The sequence below is a fragment of the Clostridium sp. CTA-17 genome (assembly GCF_054767895.1).
Genome location: NZ_BAAABF010000006.1, coordinates 82,771 through 108,025 on the forward strand (window position 1 = coordinate 82,771; position 25,255 = coordinate 108,025).

Annotated in this window: 21 protein-coding genes; 17 read left to right on the plus strand and 4 right to left on the minus strand. The window is 27.8% G+C overall.

All coding sequences use genetic code 11. From position 1 onward, the window contains the following. Positions 1-165: 165 nt before the first annotated feature. From ACYUCG_RS10875 to ACYUCG_RS10885, 3 genes are all read left to right on the plus strand, one after another. The gene (locus ACYUCG_RS10875; protein ID WP_003458080.1) at positions 166-738 is read left to right on the plus strand and encodes a xanthine phosphoribosyltransferase; all 573 of its coding nucleotides are present in this window, start codon (positions 166-168) and stop codon (positions 736-738) included. 485 nt (positions 739-1,223) lie between these two features. Further along, entirely contained in the window at positions 1,224-2,165 is a 942-nt protein-coding gene (locus ACYUCG_RS10880; protein WP_060796221.1) for a DMT family transporter, read from the plus strand. A 181-nt stretch (positions 2,166-2,346) separates the two neighbouring features. After that, a complete protein-coding gene (locus ACYUCG_RS10885) occupies positions 2,347-3,729 on the plus strand; it encodes an APC family permease (protein ID WP_460268609.1) in 1,383 nt (460 codons plus the stop codon). Between the two features lie 348 nt (positions 3,730-4,077). On the opposite strand, the gene ACYUCG_RS10890 is transcribed toward ACYUCG_RS10885, so the two are convergent. Then, positions 4,078-5,382, minus strand: a complete 1,305-nt coding sequence (locus tag ACYUCG_RS10890; RefSeq protein ID WP_415319474.1) for a TIGR00341 family protein — start codon at positions 5,380-5,382, stop codon at positions 4,078-4,080. Positions 5,383-5,653: 271 nt separating this feature from the next. Here ACYUCG_RS10890 and ACYUCG_RS10895 point away from each other — a divergent pair, with 271 nt between their 5' ends. From ACYUCG_RS10895 to recQ, 5 genes are all read left to right on the plus strand, one after another. Next, positions 5,654-7,039 (plus strand): TldD/PmbA family protein, encoded by a 1,386-nt coding sequence (locus tag ACYUCG_RS10895; RefSeq protein WP_460268610.1) that lies wholly within the window; start codon positions 5,654-5,656, stop codon positions 7,037-7,039. Positions 7,040-7,054: 15 nt separating this feature from the next. Then, entirely contained in the window at positions 7,055-8,404 is a 1,350-nt protein-coding gene (locus tag ACYUCG_RS10900) for a TldD/PmbA family protein (protein ID WP_460268611.1), read from the plus strand. Between the two features lie 310 nt (positions 8,405-8,714). Continuing rightward, positions 8,715-10,301 carry a bifunctional aspartate transaminase/aspartate 4-decarboxylase gene (locus tag ACYUCG_RS10905; protein ID WP_460268612.1) on the plus strand — a complete coding sequence of 529 codons (1,587 nt, stop codon included), beginning with the start codon at positions 8,715-8,717 and terminating at the stop codon, positions 10,299-10,301. A 318-nt stretch (positions 10,302-10,619) separates the two neighbouring features. Then, a complete protein-coding gene (locus ACYUCG_RS10910) occupies positions 10,620-11,096 on the plus strand; it encodes a methylated-DNA--[protein]-cysteine S-methyltransferase (protein ID WP_460268613.1) in 477 nt (158 codons plus the stop codon). A gap of 48 nt (positions 11,097-11,144) precedes the next feature. After that, on the plus strand, positions 11,145-13,319 hold the full coding sequence (gene recQ, locus ACYUCG_RS10915; protein ID WP_460268614.1) for a DNA helicase RecQ: 2,175 nt from the start codon (positions 11,145-11,147) through the stop codon (positions 13,317-13,319). Between the two features lie 52 nt (positions 13,320-13,371). On the opposite strand, the gene ACYUCG_RS10920 is transcribed toward recQ, so the two are convergent. Further along, on the minus strand, positions 13,372-13,926 hold the full coding sequence (locus ACYUCG_RS10920; protein WP_060796213.1) for a helix-turn-helix domain-containing protein: 555 nt from the start codon (positions 13,924-13,926) through the stop codon (positions 13,372-13,374). A 146-nt stretch (positions 13,927-14,072) separates the two neighbouring features. On the opposite strand from ACYUCG_RS10920, the gene ACYUCG_RS10925 reads away from it, so the two are divergent. The 8 genes from ACYUCG_RS10925 (at position 14,073) to ACYUCG_RS10960 (ending at position 20,060) form a co-directional block, all read left to right on the plus strand. After that, positions 14,073-15,017, plus strand: a complete 945-nt coding sequence (locus ACYUCG_RS10925) for a DMT family transporter (protein WP_460268615.1) — start codon at positions 14,073-14,075, stop codon at positions 15,015-15,017. 138 nt (positions 15,018-15,155) lie between these two features. Continuing rightward, positions 15,156-15,953, plus strand: a complete 798-nt coding sequence (locus tag ACYUCG_RS10930; RefSeq protein WP_460268616.1) for a dimethylarginine dimethylaminohydrolase family protein — start codon at positions 15,156-15,158, stop codon at positions 15,951-15,953. A 129-nt stretch (positions 15,954-16,082) separates the two neighbouring features. Next, entirely contained in the window at positions 16,083-17,540 is a 1,458-nt protein-coding gene (locus ACYUCG_RS10935) for an MATE family efflux transporter (protein ID WP_460268617.1), read from the plus strand. A gap of 165 nt (positions 17,541-17,705) precedes the next feature. Next, positions 17,706-18,455 (plus strand): MerR family transcriptional regulator, encoded by a 750-nt coding sequence (locus ACYUCG_RS10940; protein WP_460268618.1) that lies wholly within the window; start codon positions 17,706-17,708, stop codon positions 18,453-18,455. 144 nt (positions 18,456-18,599) lie between these two features. Then, the gene (locus tag ACYUCG_RS10945) at positions 18,600-18,986 is read left to right on the plus strand and encodes a DUF2089 domain-containing protein (RefSeq protein ID WP_003458031.1); all 387 of its coding nucleotides are present in this window, start codon (positions 18,600-18,602) and stop codon (positions 18,984-18,986) included. Between the two features lie 15 nt (positions 18,987-19,001). After that, on the plus strand, positions 19,002-19,406 hold the full coding sequence (locus ACYUCG_RS10950; RefSeq protein ID WP_003458015.1) for an SHOCT-like domain-containing protein: 405 nt from the start codon (positions 19,002-19,004) through the stop codon (positions 19,404-19,406). After that, positions 19,396-19,680 (plus strand): hypothetical protein, encoded by a 285-nt coding sequence (locus tag ACYUCG_RS10955; RefSeq protein ID WP_139932683.1) that lies wholly within the window; start codon positions 19,396-19,398, stop codon positions 19,678-19,680. Before ACYUCG_RS10950 ends, ACYUCG_RS10955 begins: the two co-directional genes overlap by 11 nt. A gap of 8 nt (positions 19,681-19,688) precedes the next feature. Continuing rightward, positions 19,689-20,060 carry a phage holin family protein gene (locus ACYUCG_RS10960; protein WP_333959878.1) on the plus strand — a complete coding sequence of 124 codons (372 nt, stop codon included), beginning with the start codon at positions 19,689-19,691 and terminating at the stop codon, positions 20,058-20,060. A 75-nt stretch (positions 20,061-20,135) separates the two neighbouring features. Here ACYUCG_RS10960 and ACYUCG_RS10965 read toward each other — a convergent pair whose 3' ends face one another. Then, entirely contained in the window at positions 20,136-20,807 is a 672-nt protein-coding gene (locus tag ACYUCG_RS10965) for a cyclic nucleotide-binding domain-containing protein (protein WP_460268619.1), read from the minus strand. A 197-nt stretch (positions 20,808-21,004) separates the two neighbouring features. Next, positions 21,005-21,400, minus strand: coding sequence for a hypothetical protein (locus ACYUCG_RS10970; protein ID WP_283680464.1), 396 nt, complete (start codon positions 21,398-21,400; stop codon positions 21,005-21,007). Between the two features lie 747 nt (positions 21,401-22,147). Here ACYUCG_RS10970 and uvrA point away from each other — a divergent pair. Then, a complete protein-coding gene (gene uvrA / locus ACYUCG_RS10975; protein WP_460268620.1) occupies positions 22,148-24,967 on the plus strand; it encodes an excinuclease ABC subunit UvrA in 2,820 nt (939 codons plus the stop codon). The last annotated feature ends 288 nt before the right edge of the window (positions 24,968-25,255 follow it).

Genomic DNA, 25,255 nt, shown 5'->3' on the forward strand with positions numbered 1-25,255 from the left:
ATTATGTAAAAGCTTTAATTAAGCTTTCTTTTTAACATGCTTTATAGAAATTATCTTTGTAGTAAAGTAGGTCTCTGCATAGAGCTTTAATAAATTCAATAAGAAAATTATAAACAGAGTTATTTATTATAATGAAATAATTTTTATAGCAGGGGGAAAAGGAAGATGGAAGCATTAAAAGAAAAGATCTTAAAAGAAGGAAAAGTTAGAGAGGGAAACATACTTAAAGTTGATTGTTTCTTAAATCACCAAATGGATATAAAATTCCTTAATGAAGTTGGTAAGGAGTTTAGAAAAAGATTTGAAGGTGAAAAGGTAGATAAAATACTTACAATAGAAGCTTCAGGAATAGCTATTGCAGGGATCGCATCTCAATACTTTGATTATGTTCCAGTAGTTTTTGCTAAAAAGACTGAAAGTTTAAATTTAGATAAAGATGTTTATGAATCAAATGTACATTCATTCACAAAGAAAAAAGATTACAAAGTTAGAGTTGGAAAGCAATTCTTAAATAAAGGTGAAAGAGTTTTAATAATTGATGACTTCTTAGCTCAAGGATGTGCAACTAAAGGAATGATAGACTTAGTTGAGCAAGCTGGTGCTGAGTTAGTGGGAATAGGAATAGTTATAGAAAAAGGATTTCAAGATGGAAGAAAAGTTTTAGAAGATTTAGGAGTAAGAGTTGAATCTCTTGCAATAATAGATAAATTAGAAGATAATAAAGTTTACTTTAAATAATTTATAGAAACTTTTAGTATATAAGTTAGTTACATAATAAATATAAAGATATTGTTTAAAGAGGTTGTATCAAAATAACATGTAAATAAAGCTTAAAAATAATATGAAGTTTTATATATTCATAAGTTTTATTTGTTAGTTTTGATGCAGCTTCTTTTTGTTTATAAAAATATAGGGATTTAATTTTTTTTATGAAAGTGTTAAAAAAATTAATTTTATAAACTTAGTATTGAATAATTATTAAGATTTTCTTTCAAAAACAATATAAAACTGACAACTTTCAAGAGAGTAAAAAGTTTTTAATTGTAATCCAAAACCACATTATAAGCTAATTTGAGCAATTTTAAGATATAACAATTAAAATTATATAATAGGGCAGAAAATGAAAGTTAATAAAAGTAAAATGTCATTTTTGGAGCTTTTAAATTTTCTTAATAAGTATATAATAGAATTTGTGTTAAAAACTTAGAAAAAGAGGAATTATAATGAACAATAAGCAGAAGGGAATAAGTCTAGTTTTAATAGCGACAGTTTTTTGGGGCATAATGGGCATAAGCAGTAGAATCCTATATGAAGCGGGATTAAGTACAATGTTTATAGCTTTTAGTAGAAGTTTTTTATCTTCTATTTGCTTTTTTATTTGGATAATGATAACTGATAGAAAAATTTTAAAGATAGATCCAAGAGGTTTAGCTATTTCAGCATTATATGGAATAGGAACTTTTGCCTTATGTTTTATTGGATATAACTTGTCCGTAGAATATATACCTATATCTGTAGCCACAGTATTGATGTTTACTAACTCAATATGGGTAACAATCTTTGGGGTATTATTCTTTGGTGAAAAGTTCAATATGAAAAAGGGATCTGTTATCCTATTAACTTTAGTAGGATGTATAATGGTTTCAAATATGTCTTTAGGACACTTTAATATGAGCGCAATAGGAATAGCTGCTGGATTAGGAACAGGATTTTTATTCGCTTTTCAAATAATATTTCCTAAATTTTTTAGTGATTATAGGAAAGACACATTGCTTATTTATGGCTATATATTTGCAAGTATATTTATAGGTTTATTTACAGACTTTAAAGAGTCATTTAATATAATTGCAAATGCATCTAATATTGGGATGGTCATATTAAATATATTATCTATAGGTATTTTAAGTACATTTATATCTAATACATTCTATATAAAATCAACTGAATACATAGAGGCTAGTGTTACTAGTATATTAGCTTCTATGGAACCAGTACTATCAAGTATATTTGCTTTTTTTATTTTTGGAGAAGTATTAAATGGTAAGCAGATAGTAGGTGCTATATTAATAATTATAGCTGCCATAATATTAGAGTTGAAATTAGATAAAGAAAGAATAAACAATGTATTTAAGTTGAAATTTATAAAATCAAAATTAATTAGCTAATAAGTTATAATATAAATTTTAAAATTCCCTGACTTAAAATGAATATTATAAATTATTGATTGGGCTGTATCCATTTGGATGCAGTCTTTTTTATGTAATAAAATATTTCTTAATGATGAATAAAGTGTTAACATATAATTTATAAAGCGAAATTTACTAAATTTAAAAGGGTGATTAATTTATGGAGATTTTTAAAAAGCAAAGCTTAAAAAGAATACTTAGCGAAGCAAATGAAAATAAGGAAAGAACCCTAAGTGCTTTGGATTTAACACTAATGAGTGTTGGGTCAGTAATTGGTACTGGAGTTATGGTTTTAACTGGGATTGTTGCAGCTAAACAGTCTGGACCAGCTACCTCCATAGCATTTATTGGAGGAGGAATTGCGGCGGCTATAATAGTTTTATGCTATGCAGAATTTAGTTCAAGTATTCCAAGTGCTGGAGGGTCTTATTCATTTACTTATGTCTCCTTAGGTGAGATTATTGCATATATATCAGGATTATGCATTGTTATTGGATATACCTTATCTACAGCCACAGTAGCATCGGGATGGGGATCTTATCTTTTAAGTCTTTTAGATATTCTAGGAATAAAATTACCAAAGACATTTACAGCTATTCCAAGTGAAGGGGGAATAGTAAATTTACCAGCAGTGATATCAATTTTATTTATAGTTTTTGTAATATCTTTAGGTACTAAAGAGAGTAAGAAGGTTAATGATATTATGGTATTTATAAAGATTGCAGTTATTGCTTTATTCATAGGAGTTGGAGCTTTTCATGTAAATACTAGTAATTGGCATCCATTTGCTCCCTTTGGAGTTAAGGGCATAGTTACTGGAACAGCTTCTTTATTCTTTGCTTATTGTGGATTTGATGCAACGGCCTCTGCTGCTGAAGAGGTTAAAAATCCACAAAAATCTTTACCATTAGGTCTTATAAGTTCTTTAGTAATATGCACAATTATATACATAGCTGTTTCCTTAGTCTTAACGGGAGTAACCTCATATACTAATTTAAATGTTGGTGATGCATTATCCTATGCTTTAAAATTAGTAGGACAAAGGGGAGTTGCCTTTGTAGTATCCTTAGGAACTGTAATAGGAATCCTTGCCGTAATATTTGCAGGTAACTTTACAACATCACACATACTTTTAGCTATGAGTAGAGATGGATTATTACCAAAATTCTTTAGTAAAGTTGATAAAAAAGATGTACCATATACAGCATTATGGACTGTTGGTATAATAGGTGCCTTATTAGCAGGATTTTTTAATCTAGGACAGTTAGCTAACTTTGCTAATATAGCCTTTTTATTAACATATACTTTAGTTTGTATATCTTTAATAGCCTTTAGAAAAAAATATCCTCATGTAAAAAGAGGATTTAAAACTCCATTGGTGCCATTTATTCCTTTACTAGGGGCATTTAGTTGCTTATTTTTAATGGGCAATTTATCAGAAGAAACATGGAAAATATTTATTGTGGTTTTAGTTTTATTAATCACAAGTTACTTAATTTATGGAAGAAAGCATTCATTAATCAATAAAAACAATGATAATTAATATAGGGATTTTATTTTAGAATTAATTAAATTAATAGAGTTATAAATTTATAAAGTTATTATATTAAAAGTATGTTTTAAATTATTCTGTAGTTTGATTATATTTAAAATGAAATAAAGTCTTTTAAGTTATATAAATAAAAAGAGCTATAAAAGTTATTTTTTAAATTTATAAGTTTTTTAAAGGGTATTATAAACCATTAGAACTCATAAATTATTTTAAAATCTTTTGTAGCTCTTTATTTGTATTTTATATTATGAAGTTTAAAATTTCCTATTTTCTTTTAGAATCATTTTTTTTAAATTGCTTTTTTAAAATTTACTTTTTAGAAGTTTCTTAATGTAAAAGCTATTGAGGTTTTGTATTTTCCTTATTTGGATCTTCTTTTTCAAAGTAAATCTTAGCATTTTTTAATTCAGGATTAGATAGAATATAAGCATTAATAGCATCTTTATCAATGTAATCTTTAGAGTGATTTATAATAAACACAGGCAATTCATTATCTAAAACTCCACTGTAAACTTTAGTTATGTCATCAAACTTTCCTGGTAAGGAGGAAGTAACTGAGTTTAATGCTGATGTAACATTATTATTGCTATTAGAGTTATTTTTTCCTTTATTTATTTCTAAATCACCTATAAAACCAGAATCTTGCTCTTTGATTTTATCTAAATACATTTTTAATTCAGGGAAATTATCAGTTGATTGTTGAATTATAAGTTTATATCCACTGAAATTATAATATTTTAATGTGTCTTGTAATTTTTCTTCCTCTGAATTATCTATGGTGTTACCTATTATAACTAAGTCTATTGTTTTATTCTTTGTGTTTATTTCCTTGTTAAGAATATATTCAGAAGGCATTTCATTTTCAATAAAGTTACTAAGATTAGTATTATTTAAGAAGCTATTAACCATAGTTGCTGCTGACATTAAACTTGGTATAGTAACTAAAATAGTTGAAACTATGATCATTTTTTTTAGTTTCTTTTGTTTTACTTCTGACAAAGTATTTCTAGTTGGTATTTTCATAAATTTCACAACAAGTAAAGTTGAAAGTGCTATGAAAAATGAGTTTATAAAAAATAAGTAACCTGCACCTAAGAATATATGAATGTTTTTAGTGGCTAAACCATAACCGCTTGTACAAAGTGGAGGCATTAAGGCAGTTGCTATGGCAACTCCAGGTAAAATGTTTCCTGATTTTTTACGAGTTATACCTATTATTCCTGCAATTCCTCCAGTAAAAGCTATTATTACATCCCATATATTAGGGGAGGTTCTAGATAAAATCTCACTTCCTGCACTGGATATTGGACTTAAAGAAAAATAAATAGTGGCAGTAGTTATACTTATGAATATTTCTATTATTAGTATAATTGCAGATTTTTTTAAAAGTTTTAAATTATAAATTCCTACGGAATATCCTATGGCTATTATTGGCCCCATAAGTGGAGAAATAAGCATTGCACCTATAATAACAGCAGTAGCATTCATATTTAAACCAACAGAGGCTATTATTATGGCACACATTAATATGATAAAATTAGCCCCACCTATATTAACCCCATCTAATATATTTTCATGAATTTCATCATATGTAGCTTGATCTTTCTTAAATTCATTAAAGAATCTTTCCTTAGTAATACTCACATTAATTCCTCTTTTCCTTTAATTTAAAAATAAGTTCAATAACCTATATTTTAAGCTAATTAGCATAGTATGTCACTTTTCAAATCTTATGTAAATAGATGATAACTTTAAGATGGATTGAAAAAGCTAATTAATCTAAAATTTTTTATAATGATAATATTTCTTTTAATTATATAATTTTCATGTTTATACAATTAAAATAGAATTAAATATTTAAAACAAGGCATAATCTTATTAAAGATAATTGTTTATTAATTTGGGGAGTGATTTTATGTTAAGTAAAGATACTATTAAAAAAGTACTTTCTGTAGCTCTTAGTACAGGAGGAGATTTTGCAGAAGTTTTTGTAGAAGAAAAGTTAAATAATAATATTGTATTAACTTCAGGGGCGGTTAAGGATATTATTTCAGGAAAAGATTATGGAATTGGTATAAGAATTTTTAAAGGACTAAAGTGCATATATGCATATACCAATGATGATTACCTTATGAGTTTAGTTAATACTGCTAAAAAGGCTGCTTTAGCTTTAGGGGATGTTATAGATGGACATACAGTTAATTTAAATTTAGTTGAAAGAATAAATACCAACATTCATCCTATTTTATATGTTCCTTCATCTATAAGTTCAGATAAGAAAATTGAGAAAATGAAGGAAGCTTACAAGGGAGCAAAGGGATATAGTGATGAGATAGCTCAAGTTACAGTTACTATGAAGGATGAGGATCAAAGGGTTTTAATTGCTAATAGTGAAGGATTATTTACTGAAGATAGAAGAATAAGATCAAGAATAGCCATAAGTTCCATAGCTTCAAATGGAGTAGATAATCAAGCTGGAACAAGATCTCCAGGGGCATCTATGGGATTTGAATTTTTTAATACCATAGATTTAAGCAATCTAGGAAAAGAAGCCTCTAAGTCAGCAATAACAATGCTTCATGCAGATTATTGTCCAGCAGGTAAGATGACTGTAGCTATTGAAAATTCCTTTGGTGGGGTTATATTCCATGAAGCTTGTGGTCATTCTCTTGAGGCAACTGCTGTTGCTAAAGGAAATTCTATATTCTGTGATAAACTTGGCATGCAAATAGCTTCTAAAAAGGTTACTGCAATAGATGATGGAACTATAGCTAATGCATGGGGATCATTAAATATAGATGATGAGGGAGAACCAACTAGAAGAAAAGTTTTAATAGAAAATGGAATACTTAAGTCATATATGATTGATAAGTTTAATGAAAGAAGAATGGGTATGCCTTCTACAGGAAGTGGAAGAAGAGAATCTTATAAATATGCTCCTACTTCAAGAATGACAAATACCTTTATAGCAAATGGTGAAGATGATAATGAGGAAATAATAAAATCTATAGAAAATGGATTATATGCTAAGCAAATGGGTGGAGGATCAGTAAATCCTATAACTGGTGATTTTAATTTTAACGTTCTTGAAGGATACCTAGTTAAAAATGGAGTGATTGATAGAGCTGTAAGAGGAGCTAGTTTAATAGGAAATGGTGCTGATATCTTAATGAACATAGATATGGTTGGAAAAAACTTAGATCATGGGCAAGGAGTTTGTGGTTCCTTAAGTGGAGCAGTACCAACTAACGTAGGTCAGCCACTTTTAAGAGTTAAAGAAATCACAGTTGGGGGAAGATAGGAGGTATTTGTTATTATGGAATTTAAGGATTTTAAAGAAAGATTATTTAATAGAGCTAAGGAACTTAATTTTGAAAAATATGAATTATATTATGGTAAAAGTGAAGCTTTAAATATTACTTCATCTAATGGAGAGGTTGAAAGATACGGTTTAAGTACATCTATAGGAGTTTCTTTTAGAGGTATATATAGTGGAAAAATGGGATACTCATATACAGAGAAATTAGATGAGGAATCAATAGAAATCTTACTTTTAAAAGCAATGGAATGTGCTGAACTTGTAGAAAGCGAAGATGAGGAGTTTATATTTGGGGATAAAGCTAAGTATGTAGAAGTGAATTCCTATGATGAAAATATTATTAGCTTAACTCCAAAGGAGCAAATAGAAAAGGCTTTAAAGTTAAGTACTGAGCCATCAAAGATAAATTCTGAAATAATAAAAAGTGAGTACACTAAATTTAATACAGCTAAGTTAGAGAGAGTAATAGTTAATTCAGAGGAAATTGATTTAAAAGAAGAAAAAACTATTGTGCAAGCTACAATTTCTCCTATAGCTAAAGATGGAGAAAATATGATTGTAGATGGAGTTTCTAGGGTTTCAACTAAGTTAAATGATGTTAATATAGATGAATTAATGAAGAAAGCAATAAATAATACTTTAAGAAAAAAAGGAGCTACTTCCATAAAATCAGGTAAATATAAAGTTATTATAGATGGAGAAGTTATGGCTTCCTTAATAAGAACTATGGAAGATAATTTCTTAGGTCATATAGCTCAAGAAAATAAAACACTTTTAAAGGATAAAATTGGAGAGAAGGTTGCGTCTAATAAAGTTACTCTTGTGGATGATCCTTTCTTAGAGGGGGGAATTTCAACTTGTTCCTTTGATGATGAGGGGGTACCTACAAGAGTTAAAAATATAATTGAAAATGGAGTTTTTAAAGGATTTTTACACAGTTTAAAAACTGCGAAGAAGTCAAAGGTTAATCCAACTGGGAATGGGTTTAAAGCAGGATTTAAATCTACAGTAAAAGCAAGTCCTACTAATCTTTATATAAAAGAGGGAGATAAATCCTTAGAGGAGCTTTTAAGTTCTGTGGAAAATGGAATTTATATAATAGACTTAGCAGGTCTTCATTCAGGAGCAAATGCAGTAACAGGAGACTTTTCCTTAGCTGCTGAGGGGATAAAAATAGAAAATGGAGTTTTAAAAGGGGCAATAAAACATATAACTATTGCAGGAAACTTCTTTGATTTACTAAATAATATTGAAGAGGTAGGAAATGATTTAGAGGAAAGTGGAGTAACTTCTGGATACGGTAGTCCAAGTATTCTTATTAAGGAACTTTCTGTAGCTGGAGAATAATATTTTTTATTAATAGTTTGTACTATATGGACTATATCAAAAATAAAGGGTAAGGGCGTGTATCAAAATAACTTTTTATAAAACTTACAAATAGTATAAAGAGAATATCTATATAATTTTCATAAGGATGTTTAGAGTAATAATTCTAAAATCTTAGTGGAATATAGTAATTATTAAAGGGGTCTGCCTTTGTATCTTTATAGGAAAATTATGCTTAAATAATGTGGGAATTTAACCATAAAAGTTAACAAAGTGTTAAAATAAAGGTATAAACTATTTGGGGATAATTTACTATAAGGAGTGGTTATTCATGATAACAAAAGATCTTGAAAAAAAGCTAGAAGGATTAGGAGCTTTTGAAATCAGTAGCAAGATGTTAAAGTTAGCTAAAAACAATGAAAAGCACAATAAATTTTTGAATGCAGGAAGAGGAAATCCTAACTGGATAAATACTGAAGGAAGACTAGCCTTAAGTAGAATAGTGGAATTTGGTGTTTTTGAATCAAGAAGAACTATACATGATGGAAATTTAGCTGGATATACCAATTTAGATGGTATATATGAAAGATTAATGGATTTCTTAGATGGTGGTCATGAAGTAGATAAATTTTTACGTGATGCCATAGATTATAGCATTAAAACTTTAAGTGTTAATAAAGATGAATTAGTTAAGGAATTTGTAGATGGAGCAATTGGAAATGATTATCCAGTTCCAAATAGATGCTTGGTGAATACAGAAAAAATTTTAAAATTGTATTTAGAAAAAGAACTTTTTGGAGGAGTAAAATTAGCTAAGGAAACCAATGTATTCCCAACAGAAGGGGGAACAGCAGCTATATGCTATATATTTAATTCATTAAAAGAAAATGGACTAATAAAAGCTGGAGATAAGATTGCTATAAACACTCCAATATTTACACCTTACTTACAAATACCAGAATTAAAAGATTATGAGATGGTTGAAGTAGATTTAATTTCAAAGGAAGAAAATAATTGGGTTATAGAGGATTCAGAATTAGACAAGTTAAGAGATAAGGAGATTAAAGCCTTATTTTTTGTAAATCCTTCAAATCCAGCTTCTAAGGCTTTAAGTGAAGAGGCTTTAAATCACATAGCTGATATAGTTAAAGAACGTAAGGATTTAATGATAATAACTGATGATGTTTATGGAACCTTTGTTGAAAACTTTAAGACTATATATTCCGTAGCACCTCATAATACCTTATTAGTTTATTCATTCTCTAAATTATATGGTGTAACAGGGTGGAGATTAGGATTAATAGCTGCTAATGAAAACAATGTTTTTGATGAGTTAATAAGTAAAGTACCAGAGGAAAAATTACAGGATTTAGATAAAAGATATGGCCTTGTAACTTTTGAACCAAGAAAGTTTAAATTTATTGAGAGGATTGTTGCAGATAGCCGTTCAGTTGGCCTTTATCACACTTCAGGCTTATCAACACCTCAACAAATTCAAATGGCTTTATTTGCTTTAACTTCATTGATTACTAAGGGCAGAGATCCATATATAGAAAGCTCTAAAAAATTAGTGAGAGAGAGATATCATGATTTATGTCATACCCTAGGAATTAAAGAAGATGATAGTAGAGAAAATGCTAAATACTATTCATTAATAGATATTTACGAGTTAGCTGGAGATTTGTATGATGATAAGTTTAAGGAATATCTAAAGGAAAATTTTGAACCTATTGATTTCTTATTACGTTTAGCAGAGATAAATGGAGTAGTCTTAATGGAGGGAGTAGGCTTTGGAGCAGCACCAGGAATATTGCGTGTTTCTGAAGCTAACTTGCCAGATGAGGCATATAAGAAAATAGGAAAACAAGTTTTAGAATTGTTATCTGAATATTATAATCAATATAAATCACAAAATTAGTATAGAATAAGTTATATAGAAAAAAAGACAAGCTTAAAAATTAATAGTAGGTAAATAATAAAAGTAAGGTAAGTAATATTAGATATTATTTGCCTTATTTTTATATTTTAGAAGTTTTAGTTAAAAGCAATTAGAGTTATGTTTATAACAATTATTATTAGTAGAATATATAAAATTTTATATGAAAAATATATAGTATAATTAATTTATGTATTTAGTCAAATACTATTGATCTAGAGATAATAAATGCATGTTTAAATATTGATAATGTTAATTTTAGTGTAATATGTGTAAATAATTAAAAAGGAGATGATGTTTATGAAGGAAAGTTTAATAAAAAAGGGATATTACAATTCTCCTATAGGAATTTTAGAGATAATAGAGTCAGGTGGATATATAGTAGAGATTAACTTTGTAGAAGATGATAAGTGTTTAGAAGAGGTTATTAGTGAAGAGATAGCAAAGTGTAAAATAGAATTAGAAGAGTATTTTAATGGTAGAAGAAGTGAGTTTTCAGTAAAGGTTGATTTAGCAAAGGGAACTGAATTTCAAAAAAAGGTATGGAATGCTTTAAGAGATATTCCCTATGGAGAGACAGTTTCATATAAAGAAATAGCTGAGAAAATAGGAAATCCAAAGGCTGTTAGGGCTGTAGGAGGAGCAAATAACAAAAATCCTATTCCTATAATAATTCCTTGTCATAGAGTTATAGGAAAAGATGGATCATTAACAGGATATGGTGGTGGATTAAGTAAAAAGGAATGTTTACTTAATTTAGAGCATGAAAATAAGTAGTGTTTAGTAAATAATTTTGTTGGTTTATAAATTGGAAGGAGAGAAATATTGAATAGAGCGAAAGAGATTTTAAAAAGTTTTTACGGATATAGTGAGTTTAGAAAAGGGCAAGAAAATATAATAAATGAGATTATAAGTGGAAACGATGTTGTAGCTATAATGCCAACTGGTGGAGGAAAATCAATTTGTTATCAAATTCCTGCATTGATTTTAGAAGGGGTTACAGTTGTAATTTCACCACTTATTTCTCTTATGAAAGACCAAGTTGATGCCATAAATAGTATGGGAATAGAGTCAGCATATATAAATTCAACTCTTAGTAATGAAGAGATAAATAATATATTTCAAAGTGTTAAAGATGGACATATAAAAATATTATATGTAGCACCTGAAAGACTTGAATCTATGGAGTTTTTAAATTTAGTTTCCAATATAGATATTTCACAAGTGGCTGTTGATGAGGCACACTGTGCTTCTCAATGGGGACATGATTTTAGAAGTAGTTATAAATTTATTGGAAGGTTTATAAATCTTTTAAGAAAAAGACCTGTAGTTTCAGCCTTTACAGCAACTGCAACAGAGGAAGTTAGAAAAGATATTGTAAAATTACTTGAGCTTAATAATCCAAAGGTTTTTGTTTCTGGATTTGATAGGGATAATCTAAAAATAATAATAGAAAAGGGAGTTAACAAGGCTCACTATATATTAGATTATTTAAAAGAAAATAAGGATGTTTCAGGAATTATTTATTGTGCTACTAGAAAAGAGGTAGATTCCTTATGTGAGCTTATAAATTCAAGAGGAATAGGGTGCACAAAATATCATGCTGGACTTTCAGATGATGAAAGAAAGAAAAATCAAGAGGATTTTGTTTTCGATAAGGTCAATGTAATGGTTGCTACTAATGCCTTTGGAATGGGTATAGATAAGCCAAATATAAGATATGTAATTCACAATAATATGCCTAAAAATATAGAAGGATATTATCAGGAAATAGGAAGAGCGGGAAGAGATGGAGAGAAATCAGAGTGTATCCTTATTTTTTCACCAGGAGATGTTCAGACACAGAAATATATAATAGAAACTGGAGCCTTAAATCCTGAAAGAAAGATAAATGAATTAAGTAAGCTACAAACAATGATGGATTTAGTTTATTCTAATGGGTGTTATAGAAGATTTATACTTAATTATTTTGGAGAAGACTTAGAGGAAGATTGTCATAATTGTAGCAATTGTGAAATGGAAGGGGAATTAGTTGATAAAACAATAGATGCTCAAAAAGTTATTTCCTGTGTTTATAGGATGAAAAGACCCTTTGGAATAGGAGTAATAATAGATGTTTTAAGAGCCTCAAAAAACAAAAAGATAATTGAATTAGGCTTAGATCAGTTAAGTACCTATGGAATAATGAAGGATTATTCTAAAGAAGGGCTTAAGGACTTTATAAACACTCTAATTTCACATAGATATATAGATTATATAGGGGAGTATCCTGTAGTTAGACTTAATCAAAGTTCAATAGATATTCTTAAGGGTAATGAAAAAGTTATGTTTAAGGAAAAGAGAAAAGCACATAGAGTATCTAAAAATAATGAATTATTTGATTTATTAAGAAGTTTAAGAAGAGAAATTGCTTCAGAAGAAGGGGTACCTCCATATATAGTATTTGGTGATAATACACTTAAAGAGATGAGTGTAAGGATACCAATAAATGAGAGCCAACTTTCAGAAATAAGTGGTGTTGGTGAAAAGAAAATACTTAAGTATGGAGAGCAGTTCTTAAATGTAATAAAGGAATATGTTAAAGTGAACAATATTGAGGTTCAATGGGAATCTGGATTAAAAATTAATAAGGATGAGCTAGAAGAAAAGTTTAAAAAAGGTAATGGTAAAGATGGAAAGAAAAAGTCCTTTGAAATTACTATAGATATGCTTAGAGAAGGGGAGAAGTTCCATACTATTGAAAAGGAAAGAGAACTTTCTATTACTACAGTGCTTTTTCATATTCAGCAATATTTAGAAGAGGGAAATAAGATAGACTTTGAAATAGATTTTGATTCCTTATTTTCAAAAAGGGAAGAACAATTGGTTTTAGATGCCATAGAGAAGGTTGGGTATAGCAAGTTAAAGCCTATTAAGGAAAATCTAGAAGAGGATGTTTCCTATGAAAAAATAAGATTTATAGTGACTAAATTAACTATAAATAATTTAAGGAAAGAATAGTGTTAATAGGATTAAGCAAAATTAAGAGGAACTATATATTTTTTATAGTTCCTTATTTATTATAAAGTATTATATTTTGAAACACAGCTTTGTTTTTACTTGTATTTTTATAGACATGGTTTTTATTAGCCATAAATCTAATTGAATGTTCATTTTTAAGAACAAAAGTCTCAGTATCTATTTCTATTTCAATTTCTCCTTCTGTAACTATGATATATTCTTCAACACCATCATTATGAGGTTTTGATATGTGGTTACATCCAGGTTCTAGTTCTATAGTAAAGACTTCAAATCCTTCTTTAGGATCAAAGGGGAAAATAGGATATAATTTCATTTTATTATCATCTTCTATTATTGGAGTAATATCTCTCTGATATATTACTTTTAAATCTTCTTTATTTTCGTCAATAAACATTGAAAAAGATACTTTTAATCCATTAGCAATTTTCCATAAGGTTGAAACTGTTGGGTTTGATTGCCCTCTCTCTATTTGACCTAACATGGCCTTACTAACACCTGTTATTTCAGAAACTTCACTTAAACTTAAATTTCTATTATTTCTTATAGTTTTTAGCCTATTTCCTATAATTAAATTCAAATCTTCCATTACAAAACTCCTTGTATTTTAAGGCTTATATCTTTCATTAATATATATAATTCTATAATATTATGTTGCTTTTGTAAATTATACAGTGTACAATATAGCATATTATATATGTTATATTGTACAATATTTTGTTAGGAGGAGTAATTTTGAAAAAAGCACTTACATATGGAATAGGATCGGCGTTCTTTTTTTCATTCACTTTTATATTAAATAGAAGTATGAATATTTCAGGAGGGAGCTGGATTTGGAGTTCATCTTTACGTTATATTTTTATGTTGCCTATTTTATTCTTTATTGTACTTACAAAGAATCAATTAATTGATGTTTTAAAAAGTATAATAAATAGTCCTATTAAATGGATTCTTTGGAGCACAGTAGGATTTGGATTATTTTATGCACCATTAAGTTTTGCATCAGAATATGGTGCCTCTTGGCTTGTCGCAGGAACTTGGCAAATAACTATAATTGCAGGAGCACTTATGTCTCCGTTATTTTTTAAATACATAAAAACTGAAAGTGGAATAGTTAAAGTAAGAAATAAAATCCCCAAAAAAACTTTAATAATATCTTCAATAATTTTAATAGGAATATTTCTAATGCTTTTTGGAGAAGCAAAACATATTTCTTTCTTACAAAGTTTTTTAGTAATAATACCTGTCATTATAGCAGCATTTTCTTATCCACTTGGAAATCGTAAAATGATGGAATTTTGTAGTGAGAATCTTAATACTATTCAAAGAGTTTTTGGAATGACTTTATGTAGTATGCCTTTTTGGATTATATTATCCATATATGGAATATCATCAGTTGGTTTTCCTAGTACACAACAAATTTTTCAAACATTTTTAGTAGCTATTTTTTCAGGGGTTATTGCTACAATATTATTTTTTAAGGCAACTGATATTGTAAGCAAAGATGCACATAAACTTGCAGTAATAGAATCAACTCAGTCTGGAGAAGTAATATTTACGGCCTTAGGTGGGATTTTTATACTTAATGATAGAGTACCAGGGGTGTTTGGAGTAATTGGAATATTATTAGTTGTTTTTGGAATGATTTTAAACAGTCTTAGTAGAGAAAACTCTAATTAAATATAAACTATTACAGAAATATACTAACCTAGATTTATTACAAAATATTTAATAAACAAAAGATAAATTATTAGGATATATGAATAATAATTTTCAAATAATAAGTAATAAGTATTTTGTATAAAATGAGGTGAAAGTATGGAAATAAGAAATAATAAGGGATATGGAAAACTTAAAACTGTAATAGTATGTTATCCTTGTAGTTTTAAAGTTAAAGGGAAGATGAAAATAAATTATCCCTTAATGTATGAGCAATACAATAACTTTATAAATTTAATTAGCAGAGAAGGGGTTAAAGTTCAACTTTTAGAACCTATATATGGAGAAAATCAAGTTTTCACAAGGGATGTAGGCTTTGTTATGGGGGATACACTGTTTATTTCTAAGATGAGTAATAAAGAGAGAATAGAAGAAACTAAAGCTTTAGAAAAGTACATAAAAAATCATAACTTAAAAGTATATAGAATGGAGAATAAAATAGAAGGTGGAGATGTAGTAGTATATGAAAATTACATCTTTGTAGGATTAAGCGAAAGAACTAGCTTAGAAGCAATTAAGGAACTAAAAGAATATATAAATGAATATAATATGGGATATGAAATTATAGAAGTAAATTTTAATAAGGAAAAGATGCTTCATCTAGATTGTGTTTTTAATATATTAGGTAAGGATCAATGCATAATTAGTGATTATTTATATGATAAAGATAAAATTAAAAAGAGAATAAAAACTTGTTATAACATTGATAAAAAGACATCTGAAGAACTAGGAGCTAATATAGTAGCCTTAGGTGAAGGGAGAATAGTCACTTCAAATAAAACAGTGGTTGATATGTTAAAAAAGGCTGATTTTGAAGTGTTTTACTTAGATTATTCAGAGATTTTAAAAGCTGGTGGAGGGTTTACATGTAGCACTTTATATTTTTATATTGAATAATTTTTATATTTATTAAGACTTATTTCTTATTAAAAATGATGTTATTATTAAATAGTGTTTATATCTAATGATTTCTTTAGTCATTAGATAAATTTTTAAAATAAAATATATGAATTAGGGGGAGATTTTTTGTTTGGACTTTCACCAATGTATTTTGGAGTCTATTTCTTTGTGACAGCTTTGATTATATTAGGAGTAACTTTATTTATAAAAAAGAAGCTAGTGGGTAAAGATAGAGAATTTTATAAGGTATTATTAGTTTTATGTATTCCAATAATAGTTCAAAACTTTATATCAACTTCTGTAAATGTAATTGATACAGTTATGATAAGTAGTTTAGGTGAGGAATCTATAGCAGCTGTTGGTGTGGCTAATCAGGTGTTTTTCTTATTTAATATGGGATTAATAGGATTAACAGGAGCTACAGGACTTTTTATATCTCAATTTTATGGGAGCAATGATAGAAAAAGTATAAAGAAAGTTATGGGACTAAGTACTATCCTATGTTTAGGATTTAGTTTTATATTCTTTGTTTTAGCATTTTTCTTTCCAGAACTTATAATAGGAATCTTTTCTACTGACCCAAAAGTAGTTGAACTTTGTAAGAGTTATTTAGTTGTTATTGCTATTTCATATCCTTTAACAGCATTGAGTATGGTAATAAGTGCAGGGGCTAGGGCTGTGAGAAATCCTAAACTAGGAATGTTTTGTAGTGGAGCTTCTCTTATTATAAATATTATATTTAATTATTGCTTAATATTTGGAATAGGTATATTCCCAGAGTTAGGTGTTAAGGGAGCAGCTATATCTACTGTATTTGCCAGAATAATAGAATGTTTATTATTAGTTGGATATGTTATTTTAAAAGATAAAGATTATATAATTAAGTTTAATATAAATGATATTAAAGGAATAAATAAAGACTTTTTCAAAGTTTATATGTCTAAGGGAATGCCTATATTTATAAATGACTTCGCTTGGGCTATTGGATCAGTTTCATATTCTGTAGCCTATGCAATGGTTGGTACATCAGCAATAGCAGCAAGTCAGATTGCAACTAGCACAGCTAATCTATTTATAATGTTAGCTATGTGTATAGCTACTGGAGCAGCTATTATGCTTGGAAATGAGCTTGGTGCAGATAATACTGATAGAGCTATAGATTATGCTAATAAGTTTTCTAAGATAGTTTTTGTTGTGGGAAGTATTTTAGGAGGAATGTTAATATTAAGTATTCCAATATTACTTAAAGTTTATAGTACATCTTCAACTATGGCTGGAGATTTAAGCAAAATTTTTGTAATAATGGGAGTTCTAATGGGCTTAAAATCATTTAATATTCTTGTCATTGTAGGAATATTAAGAAGTGGAGGCGATACAAAGTATGCCTTTGCACTAGAATTTGGCTGTATGTGGCTTGTATCAATACCATTAACATTCTTTGGAGCAATAAATGGCTTTTCAATATATATGTTAGTATTATTTACTTATTCAGAAGAAATAGTTAAAGCCATCTTTGGATTGCCTAGAGTTCTATCAAAGGTTTGGGTAGTTAATTTAACTAAAGACATAGAAATAAGTGGGTAATAATATTTAAAAAATAGAAAGTATATTAATTTAGTTAAGAGGTTACATTCATATTAAGTGAGTGTAACCTTTTTATTTTAGGATATATTTATTAGTAATATTAATATTTTCTCCTTGACTCTAACATTGTGTTAGGGAGTAATATAAATTCCAGGAGGTGGTTATATGTATAGAGTTAAGGAAGTTTCAGAATTAACAGGAATATCAGTTAGAATGCTACATCATTATGATAAAATAGGACTTTTAAGACCTACAGCTATAAGTGAATCTGGATATAGATTATATAATGACAATGATCTAAAGCTTATTCAACAGATATTAATTTACCGTGAATTGGATTTTTCTTTAAAAGAAATAAAAGAGATTTTAAGTAATGAAAATTTAGACTTAAAGGAAACTTTAAGAACACAAAAACAATTGATAATAGATAAGAGAAATAGATTAAATAAAATAGTTGAGACCATAGAAAACACAATTAAAGATATGGAAGGGGAATTTATAATGAACAAAAAAGGTATGTTTGAAGGATTTGATATAGAAAAACACAATAAACTTTATGAGGAAGAAGTAGAAAATAAGTATGGAAAAAGTGATGCTTATAAGGAGTCAAAGAAAAAAACAAGCAAATATTCAAAAGAAGACTGGAATAATATAATGGGAGAAATAGATGATTTATATAAAAATTTAGCAGAACTCATGGATAGAGATGTTTCAGATGAAGAGGTTCAGAGCTTAGTTCATCAGTGGAGAATGCTTATAAGTAAAAATTTCTACCAATGTAGTATTGAGATATTTAAAGGGCTTGCAGATATGTATATTTATGATGAAAGGTTTACTAAGAATATAGATAAATATGGAGAAGGATTTACTAACTTTTTAAGTGAGGCAATGAATTATTATTGCAATGAAAATTAATGTTTATTTTAAACAAACAAAAACAAAACTTAAAATAATTAATATTTATATTAAATAAATCAATATATAAATTAATAAAATTAATTTATATATTGATTTTTATTAATTTAAGATAGTATAATGTATATAAAAGGAGGTGCTTTTTTGAGATACGTAAGACCAAGCAAATGTCCAGTGTGTAATAGTGAACTAAAAATAGTTAAATTAGAATGTGAAAAATGTAAAACTAAAATTGAAGGTGAATTTAAGGGCTGTGATTTTTGTAATTTAACTCCAGAAGAGCAATATTTTCTAAAGATATTTGTTAAGTGCAAAGGAAGTATAAAAGAAATAGAAAAAGAACTAGATATATCCTATCCAACTGTAAAGAGTAGATTAAATCAATTAATAACAGCCTTAGGGTTTGAAGATAAAGAATTAGAAGATGAAAAAAAGGATAAAAAAAGGGAGAGAGAGATTATACTTGGAAAGCTAGATAGAGGAGAAATAACATCTAGTGAAGCTTTAAAGGAATTAGAGAAATTAAAATAAAAGGGGAGAATTTTTATGGATGAAAAGAAAAAAATATTAGAGATGATAAGTGAAGGTAAGATTAGTCCAGAAGAGGGAATGAAATTATTAAATGCCTTAGGGGAAAATAAAGAAGAGTTTGTTATAAAGAAAAAGATATACAAAACACTTAAAGTTAAAGTTGAAGTTGAAAATGAGGAAGTAAAAGTTAATTTAAGTATTCCTCTAAGTTTAATAAAGGTTGCTAGTGGATTTACTAAATTTATACCAGAAGATGCTATGAATAATATTGAAAAAGGTGGAGTTAATTTAAAGGATATTGACTTTAAAAAAGTAATTGAAGAAATTGAAAATGGTGAATTAGATGATCCAACTATCTGTGATGTTGATATAAACAATAAAGATGATGGAAAAGTTATAGTAAAAATTTATGTTGACTAAGAAAAATTTTGTTTATATAAAAATAACTTTACCTAGTATTAACTGGTTAAGAATTAGCCTTCCTATTGCTGTGATTAATCTTATCTTAAATGATATTATAGATTTATTAAGTTTTCTAAAGTGGATCTTTAGATTAAGAAAATTAGAAAATTATATTAATTATCTATATGGTGGTTTAGAAGCATTAAAGGAATTTAGAGAGTGTGAAGAAAGTGAAATTCTTGATTTAAGTTTAGGAAAAGAAAATATAAGTATAAAGATTAAACTAGTATAGGAGGAAAAATGAAGAGGATAATTAGTAATTTTTTTATTAATCTAGTGGTGGTATTGATATTAATTTACCTTTTTAATCTTGGAGAAGCAAAAAGTGTGCTAAATATAGTTATATTTTCAGCGATTTTTACTATACTAGGGTTTACTTTAAGACCAATTCTTCAAATTATATCTTTGCCAATTACAGTTCTTACTTTTGGAATATTTCTTTTTCTAGTAAATGCATTTATAGTATATATAGCCGATATATTTACTATTGGATTTAATATATGTGGATTTTTAAATAATCTAATAGTGTCAATAGTATTATTTATAGTAAGTTTTATGGTTAATAAGTATAGATTAAAAATTAAAATTGAAAAAATTAATAAAACAGTATAAAAAAGAAGAACCCATTTATATTTTGATAAATAGTTATTATCAAAATATAAATGGGTTCTTTTGATTTTATTATAGTTAATTTAAGTCTACGCAAATATTTTCTAACTCTTCCTTATTAAGAATTTTTATTTCATTTTTATCTTTTATTATTATTCCTTTTTCAACTAATTTATTTAAAACTCTATTTAGATGACGATAGCTTGTACCCAACAAATCAGCCAAGTTTGAATAATTATCAATCATAATTATATTATTACTATTCATTGCTAAAAGATAACTAGCAAGTTTGGTTTCAAGTGGGTAAGTAATAGTTATGGAGCTTGTTACAGAGCATTTTGCAAGTTTGTTTGAAAGGTTTTTAGTTATGTACATAAGAAAATTAAGGTCTTTAAGAGCTATTGAATTTACAGCTTGTATAGGAATAGCTATACAAAGACTAGATTTTAATGCTTTAACATTACAGTTTGCCTTTATCTTAGATATTAATTCTAAATCACCTATTAATTGGACAGGTTCATAAAATTCCAAAAGTAAAGACTTCCCGTTAGGTAAGGTTTTGTATACTTTTGCTTTGCCATCAACAAAAAAGTAAAGGTAGTTAAGTTCTTCATTCATAAAGCATATATGCTCATTTTTTTTAAACATATGAAGTTCTAAAAAGGGCATAATTTCTTGTGAAAATATAGAGTTAAGTTTGTATTTATTTATTAATTCAAGTAGCTTTCCTTGATTTTTTACCAATATCAATGGACTACCTCCTATAAAAGCAAATATTATAAGACATATGTCATAACTATACATATAGTATACATGATAAAATAAATTTGTTAATAGGTGTAAGTAAAATGTTTACTGAATTAACAATAAAATTGCCTTAATACTTTAAATTCTATAAAAGAGTGGTTAGCATAAATTTGCTCACCACTCTTTGTTTTTTATAGTACTTATTTCAAAAATAAATCATCATCTTCCTTAAAAATATATGAATAATATGAAGTATTCCATTCAGCTATATCAACAATATTTTCACATGGAATTTTAGAGCTAGGGTTGTCTAAAAAATCATAATAGATGTTCGTAGGAGTTTGAATATTCTTGATTTTAAACAATTCTATTATATCTTCAAAATAATTCTCAACATAAGGAGTAATAAAAGGATATAAGTCACATTGATTTTTAAGAAAGTAATAAAGAGATTCTTTCTTGCAATTCCAATCTAAATAAAGTTCAATCAATTTTTCACTTATATTAAAAGGTATATTAGATTTTATAGAATTACAACTTAAAAAATCATCATTTATTGTACAAACCTTAATCATACATTCACCAGATTTCCTCATAATAATCCTCCTACAAAGATATATAAGTGGTTTCATATTAATTTAGGCATTAATACTTTTTGTTTTGGAGGAGTATCTTATTAAAACAAAATAAAATTTAATATTAATGCCTAAATGAGATGGCTTTTAAAGGTTTTATTACTATATAATATGAAAAAATACAGAAAAATATTTTGAATTATCTGAAAATTTAGAAAATAATTTAAGGATAATAATTATTATAAAAAAAGAATTTGACATATAAATGAGAGAGAATTAAAATATTATTATGCGAACTTATGTTTGGTTTAAAAGAGGCTAATATGGTAATAATACAGTGAAATCACTTAAATAACTTTAAGGGAAAAGTTAAGTGTACTTTCTTAGATAATACACTAATTTTATAGGCATAATAATATATGAAGTTAGTTAGATTTGCGTAATCTTATTACTATAAACTGAACATTTATAAGCGGTATAGACAGTTGGAAAAAATGATGAATTATTCAAACAGATTTAAAACTCAATATTTATAGGTGACACATTAAACCAAAGGGCAGATTGATATTAAATACAATAGACAAACTTTCAAGGAAATATGAAATTTAAAAATAAAATAGAAGGGAGAAGCTACTAGTCAAAATATTCAAAAGGAAGTAGTGAAAAGACAAACTTTTTATGAAAGATTAATTAATATAACAATTTATTATAGAGAAAATGATTTTTCAATATGGATATTTTGGGTCATATTTTGAGTAGCAGAGTTTTATGAAGGATAAGATAATAGTAAAAGGTGCAAAAGTACATAATTTAAAAAATGTAAGTTTAGAAATTCCTAGAGATAAGCTTATTGTTTTTACAGGACTTTCAGGTTCAGGTAAAAGTTCTCTAGCTTTCGATACAATCTATGCAGAAGGACAAAGAAGATATGTAGAATCTTTATCATCTTATGCAAGACAATTCTTAGGACAGATGGATAAACCAGATGTTGAGTCAATAGAAGGACTTTCACCTGCTATATCTATTGACCAAAAGACAACTTCTAGGAATCCAAGATCCACTGTAGGTACAGTAACGGAAATATATGATTATTTAAGATTATTATATGCAAGAGTGGGAGTGCCACATTGTCCTAAGTGTGGAAAAGAAATCACTCAGCAATCTGTGGATCAAATAGTAGATCAAATTATGGAATTGCCAGAGAGAAGTAAAATAATGATCTTGGCTCCAATAATAAGAGGAAGAAAAGGAACTCATGAAAAAGTTCTTGAAAATATAAAGAAGCAAGGTTTTGTTAGAGCTAGAATAGATGGAGAAATTTATGATTTAACAGAAGATGAGATAAAACTTGAAAAGAATATAAAGCATAATATAGAAGCTGTAGTTGACAGAATAATTGTTAAGGACGGAATAGAAGGAAGATTAACGGATTCTATAGAAACATCTCTTAAAATGGCTGAAGGGTTAGTTTTAGTTAATATAATAGGGGAGGAAGATAGACTTTATAGTGAGCATTTTGCTTGTGCTGACTGTGGTATAAGTATAGATGAACTTGCACCAAGAATGTTCTCCTTTAACTCACCCTTTGGAAAATGTGAAAGATGTGATGGATTAGGAACTTTAATGGAAATTGATGAGGATTTAGTGGTTCCTAATAAGGATTTAAGCATAAGAGGAGGAGCTATTTCTACTTGGGGAGACTCAAGAATGAAGGAAGAATCTTGGACTTATTGTGTCCTTAAAGCTTTAATGGAAAAATATAACTTTGATTTAGATACTCCATATAAGGATTTACCTAAGAAGGTTCAAGAGGTTTTAATGTATGGAGATCCAGAAAAATTAAAGGTTACATATACAAAAGAAAATGTAACAGCTGTATATAATCATTCCTTTGAGGGAGAAATAAACAATTTAAGAAGAAGATATATGGAAACTAACTCAGATACCATGAAGGCTGAAATAGAAAAATATATGAGTGATAATCCTTGTCCTAAATGTAAGGGTGCAAGGCTTAAACCAGAAGCTTTAGCAGTTACAGTGGGAGGAAAAAATATATTTGAATTCACAAGCATGGCTATAAGAGAAGAGTTGGATTTTATAAACTCAATAAATTTCTCAGAAAAAGATAAGATAATAAGTAGTCAAATTATAAAGGAAATTCAATCTAGATTAAGTTTCTTAATAAATGTTGGCTTAGATTACTTAGACTTAGCTAGAAAAGCAGGAACTTTATCTGGGGGAGAAGCTCAGAGAATAAGACTGGCTACTCAAATAGGATCTCAACTTATGGGAGTATTATATATATTAGATGAGCCTTCAATAGGATTACATCAAAGGGATAATGATAGACTTATATCTACGTTAAAACAACTTAGAGATGTGGGAAATACCCTTATAGTAGTAGAACATGATGAAGATACTATGAGAGAAGCAGATTACATAGTTGATATAGGGCCAGGAGCAGGAGAACATGGCGGAGAGATAGTTGCCTCAGGAACTTTAGATGAAATAATGTCAAATGAAAATTCCTTAACTGGTAAGTATTTAACTGGCGCTAAAAAGGTTGAGCTTCCAGAGGAAAGAAGAAAAGGCAATGGAAATTTCATAACAGTTAAGGGTGCTAAGGAAAATAACTTAAAAAATGTTACTGCTAAATTTCCTTTAGGAACTCTAACTATGGTTACTGGAGTCTCAGGATCTGGAAAGAGTACCTTAGTTAATGAAATTCTTTATAAGGGATTAAATAAAATCGTAAATAAAGCTAAGGATTTACCAGGAAAGTTTAAAGAAATAACAGGATATGAAAATATTGATAAGATTATTGATATAGATCAAAGTCCAATAGGAAGAACTCCAAGAAGTAACCCAGCTACATATACTGGAACCTTTGATATAATAAGAGAGCTGTTCTCACAAACTCAAGAAGCTAAAATGAGAGGATATAAACCAGGAAGATTTTCTTTCAATGTAAAAGGTGGAAGATGTGAAGCTTGTAGCGGAGATGGAATAATAAAGATAGAAATGCAGTTTTTATCTGATGTTTATGTTCCATGTGAAGTTTGTAAGGGAAAAAGATATAATAGAGAGACCTTAGAAGTTAAGTACAAAGGGAAAAATATAGCTGATGTATTAAACATGACTGTTGAGGAGGCTTTAGAGTTTTTTGAAAATATTCCAAGAATAAAAAATAAGCTTCAAACCTTAATGGATGTTGGCTTAGGATATATAAGATTAGGTCAACCTTCAACTCAATTATCAGGTGGAGAAGCTCAAAGAATTAAATTAGCCTATGAATTATCTAAGAGAAGTACAGGAAAAACATTATATATCTTAGATGAACCTACAACAGGCCTTCATATACACGACGTAAATAGACTTGTAAAAATACTTCAAAGATTAGTTGATGGAGGAAATACAGTAATAGTAATAGAGCATAATTTAGATATGATTAAATGTGCAGATTATATAGTTGATTTAGGGCCAGAAGGCGGAGATAAAGGTGGAACTATTGTTGCCACAGGAACTCCTGAGAAAATAGCTGGGGTTGAAGAATCCTATACAGGTAAATATTTAAAGAAATATCTTTAATAAAGGAATATAATTTTAAAAAGTAAATATATTATTTAAGAATAGATTATTTTAAGTAGCTACCAGAATTTATGGCTATAAATTCTGATAGCTATCTTTTATTGATAGCTATCTTTTATTGATAGATATTATATTAAGTTAGTAAGTTAAATGGTTATAAAATTAAAATAATGTTAGAAAAATATAAAAGGAAGTAAAATAAAAATATAAATATCATAAATTTCCCTTTTTTAGATGATATAATAATTAGGGATTTTAATTATGATTATGAAATTGTAATCTTTTATT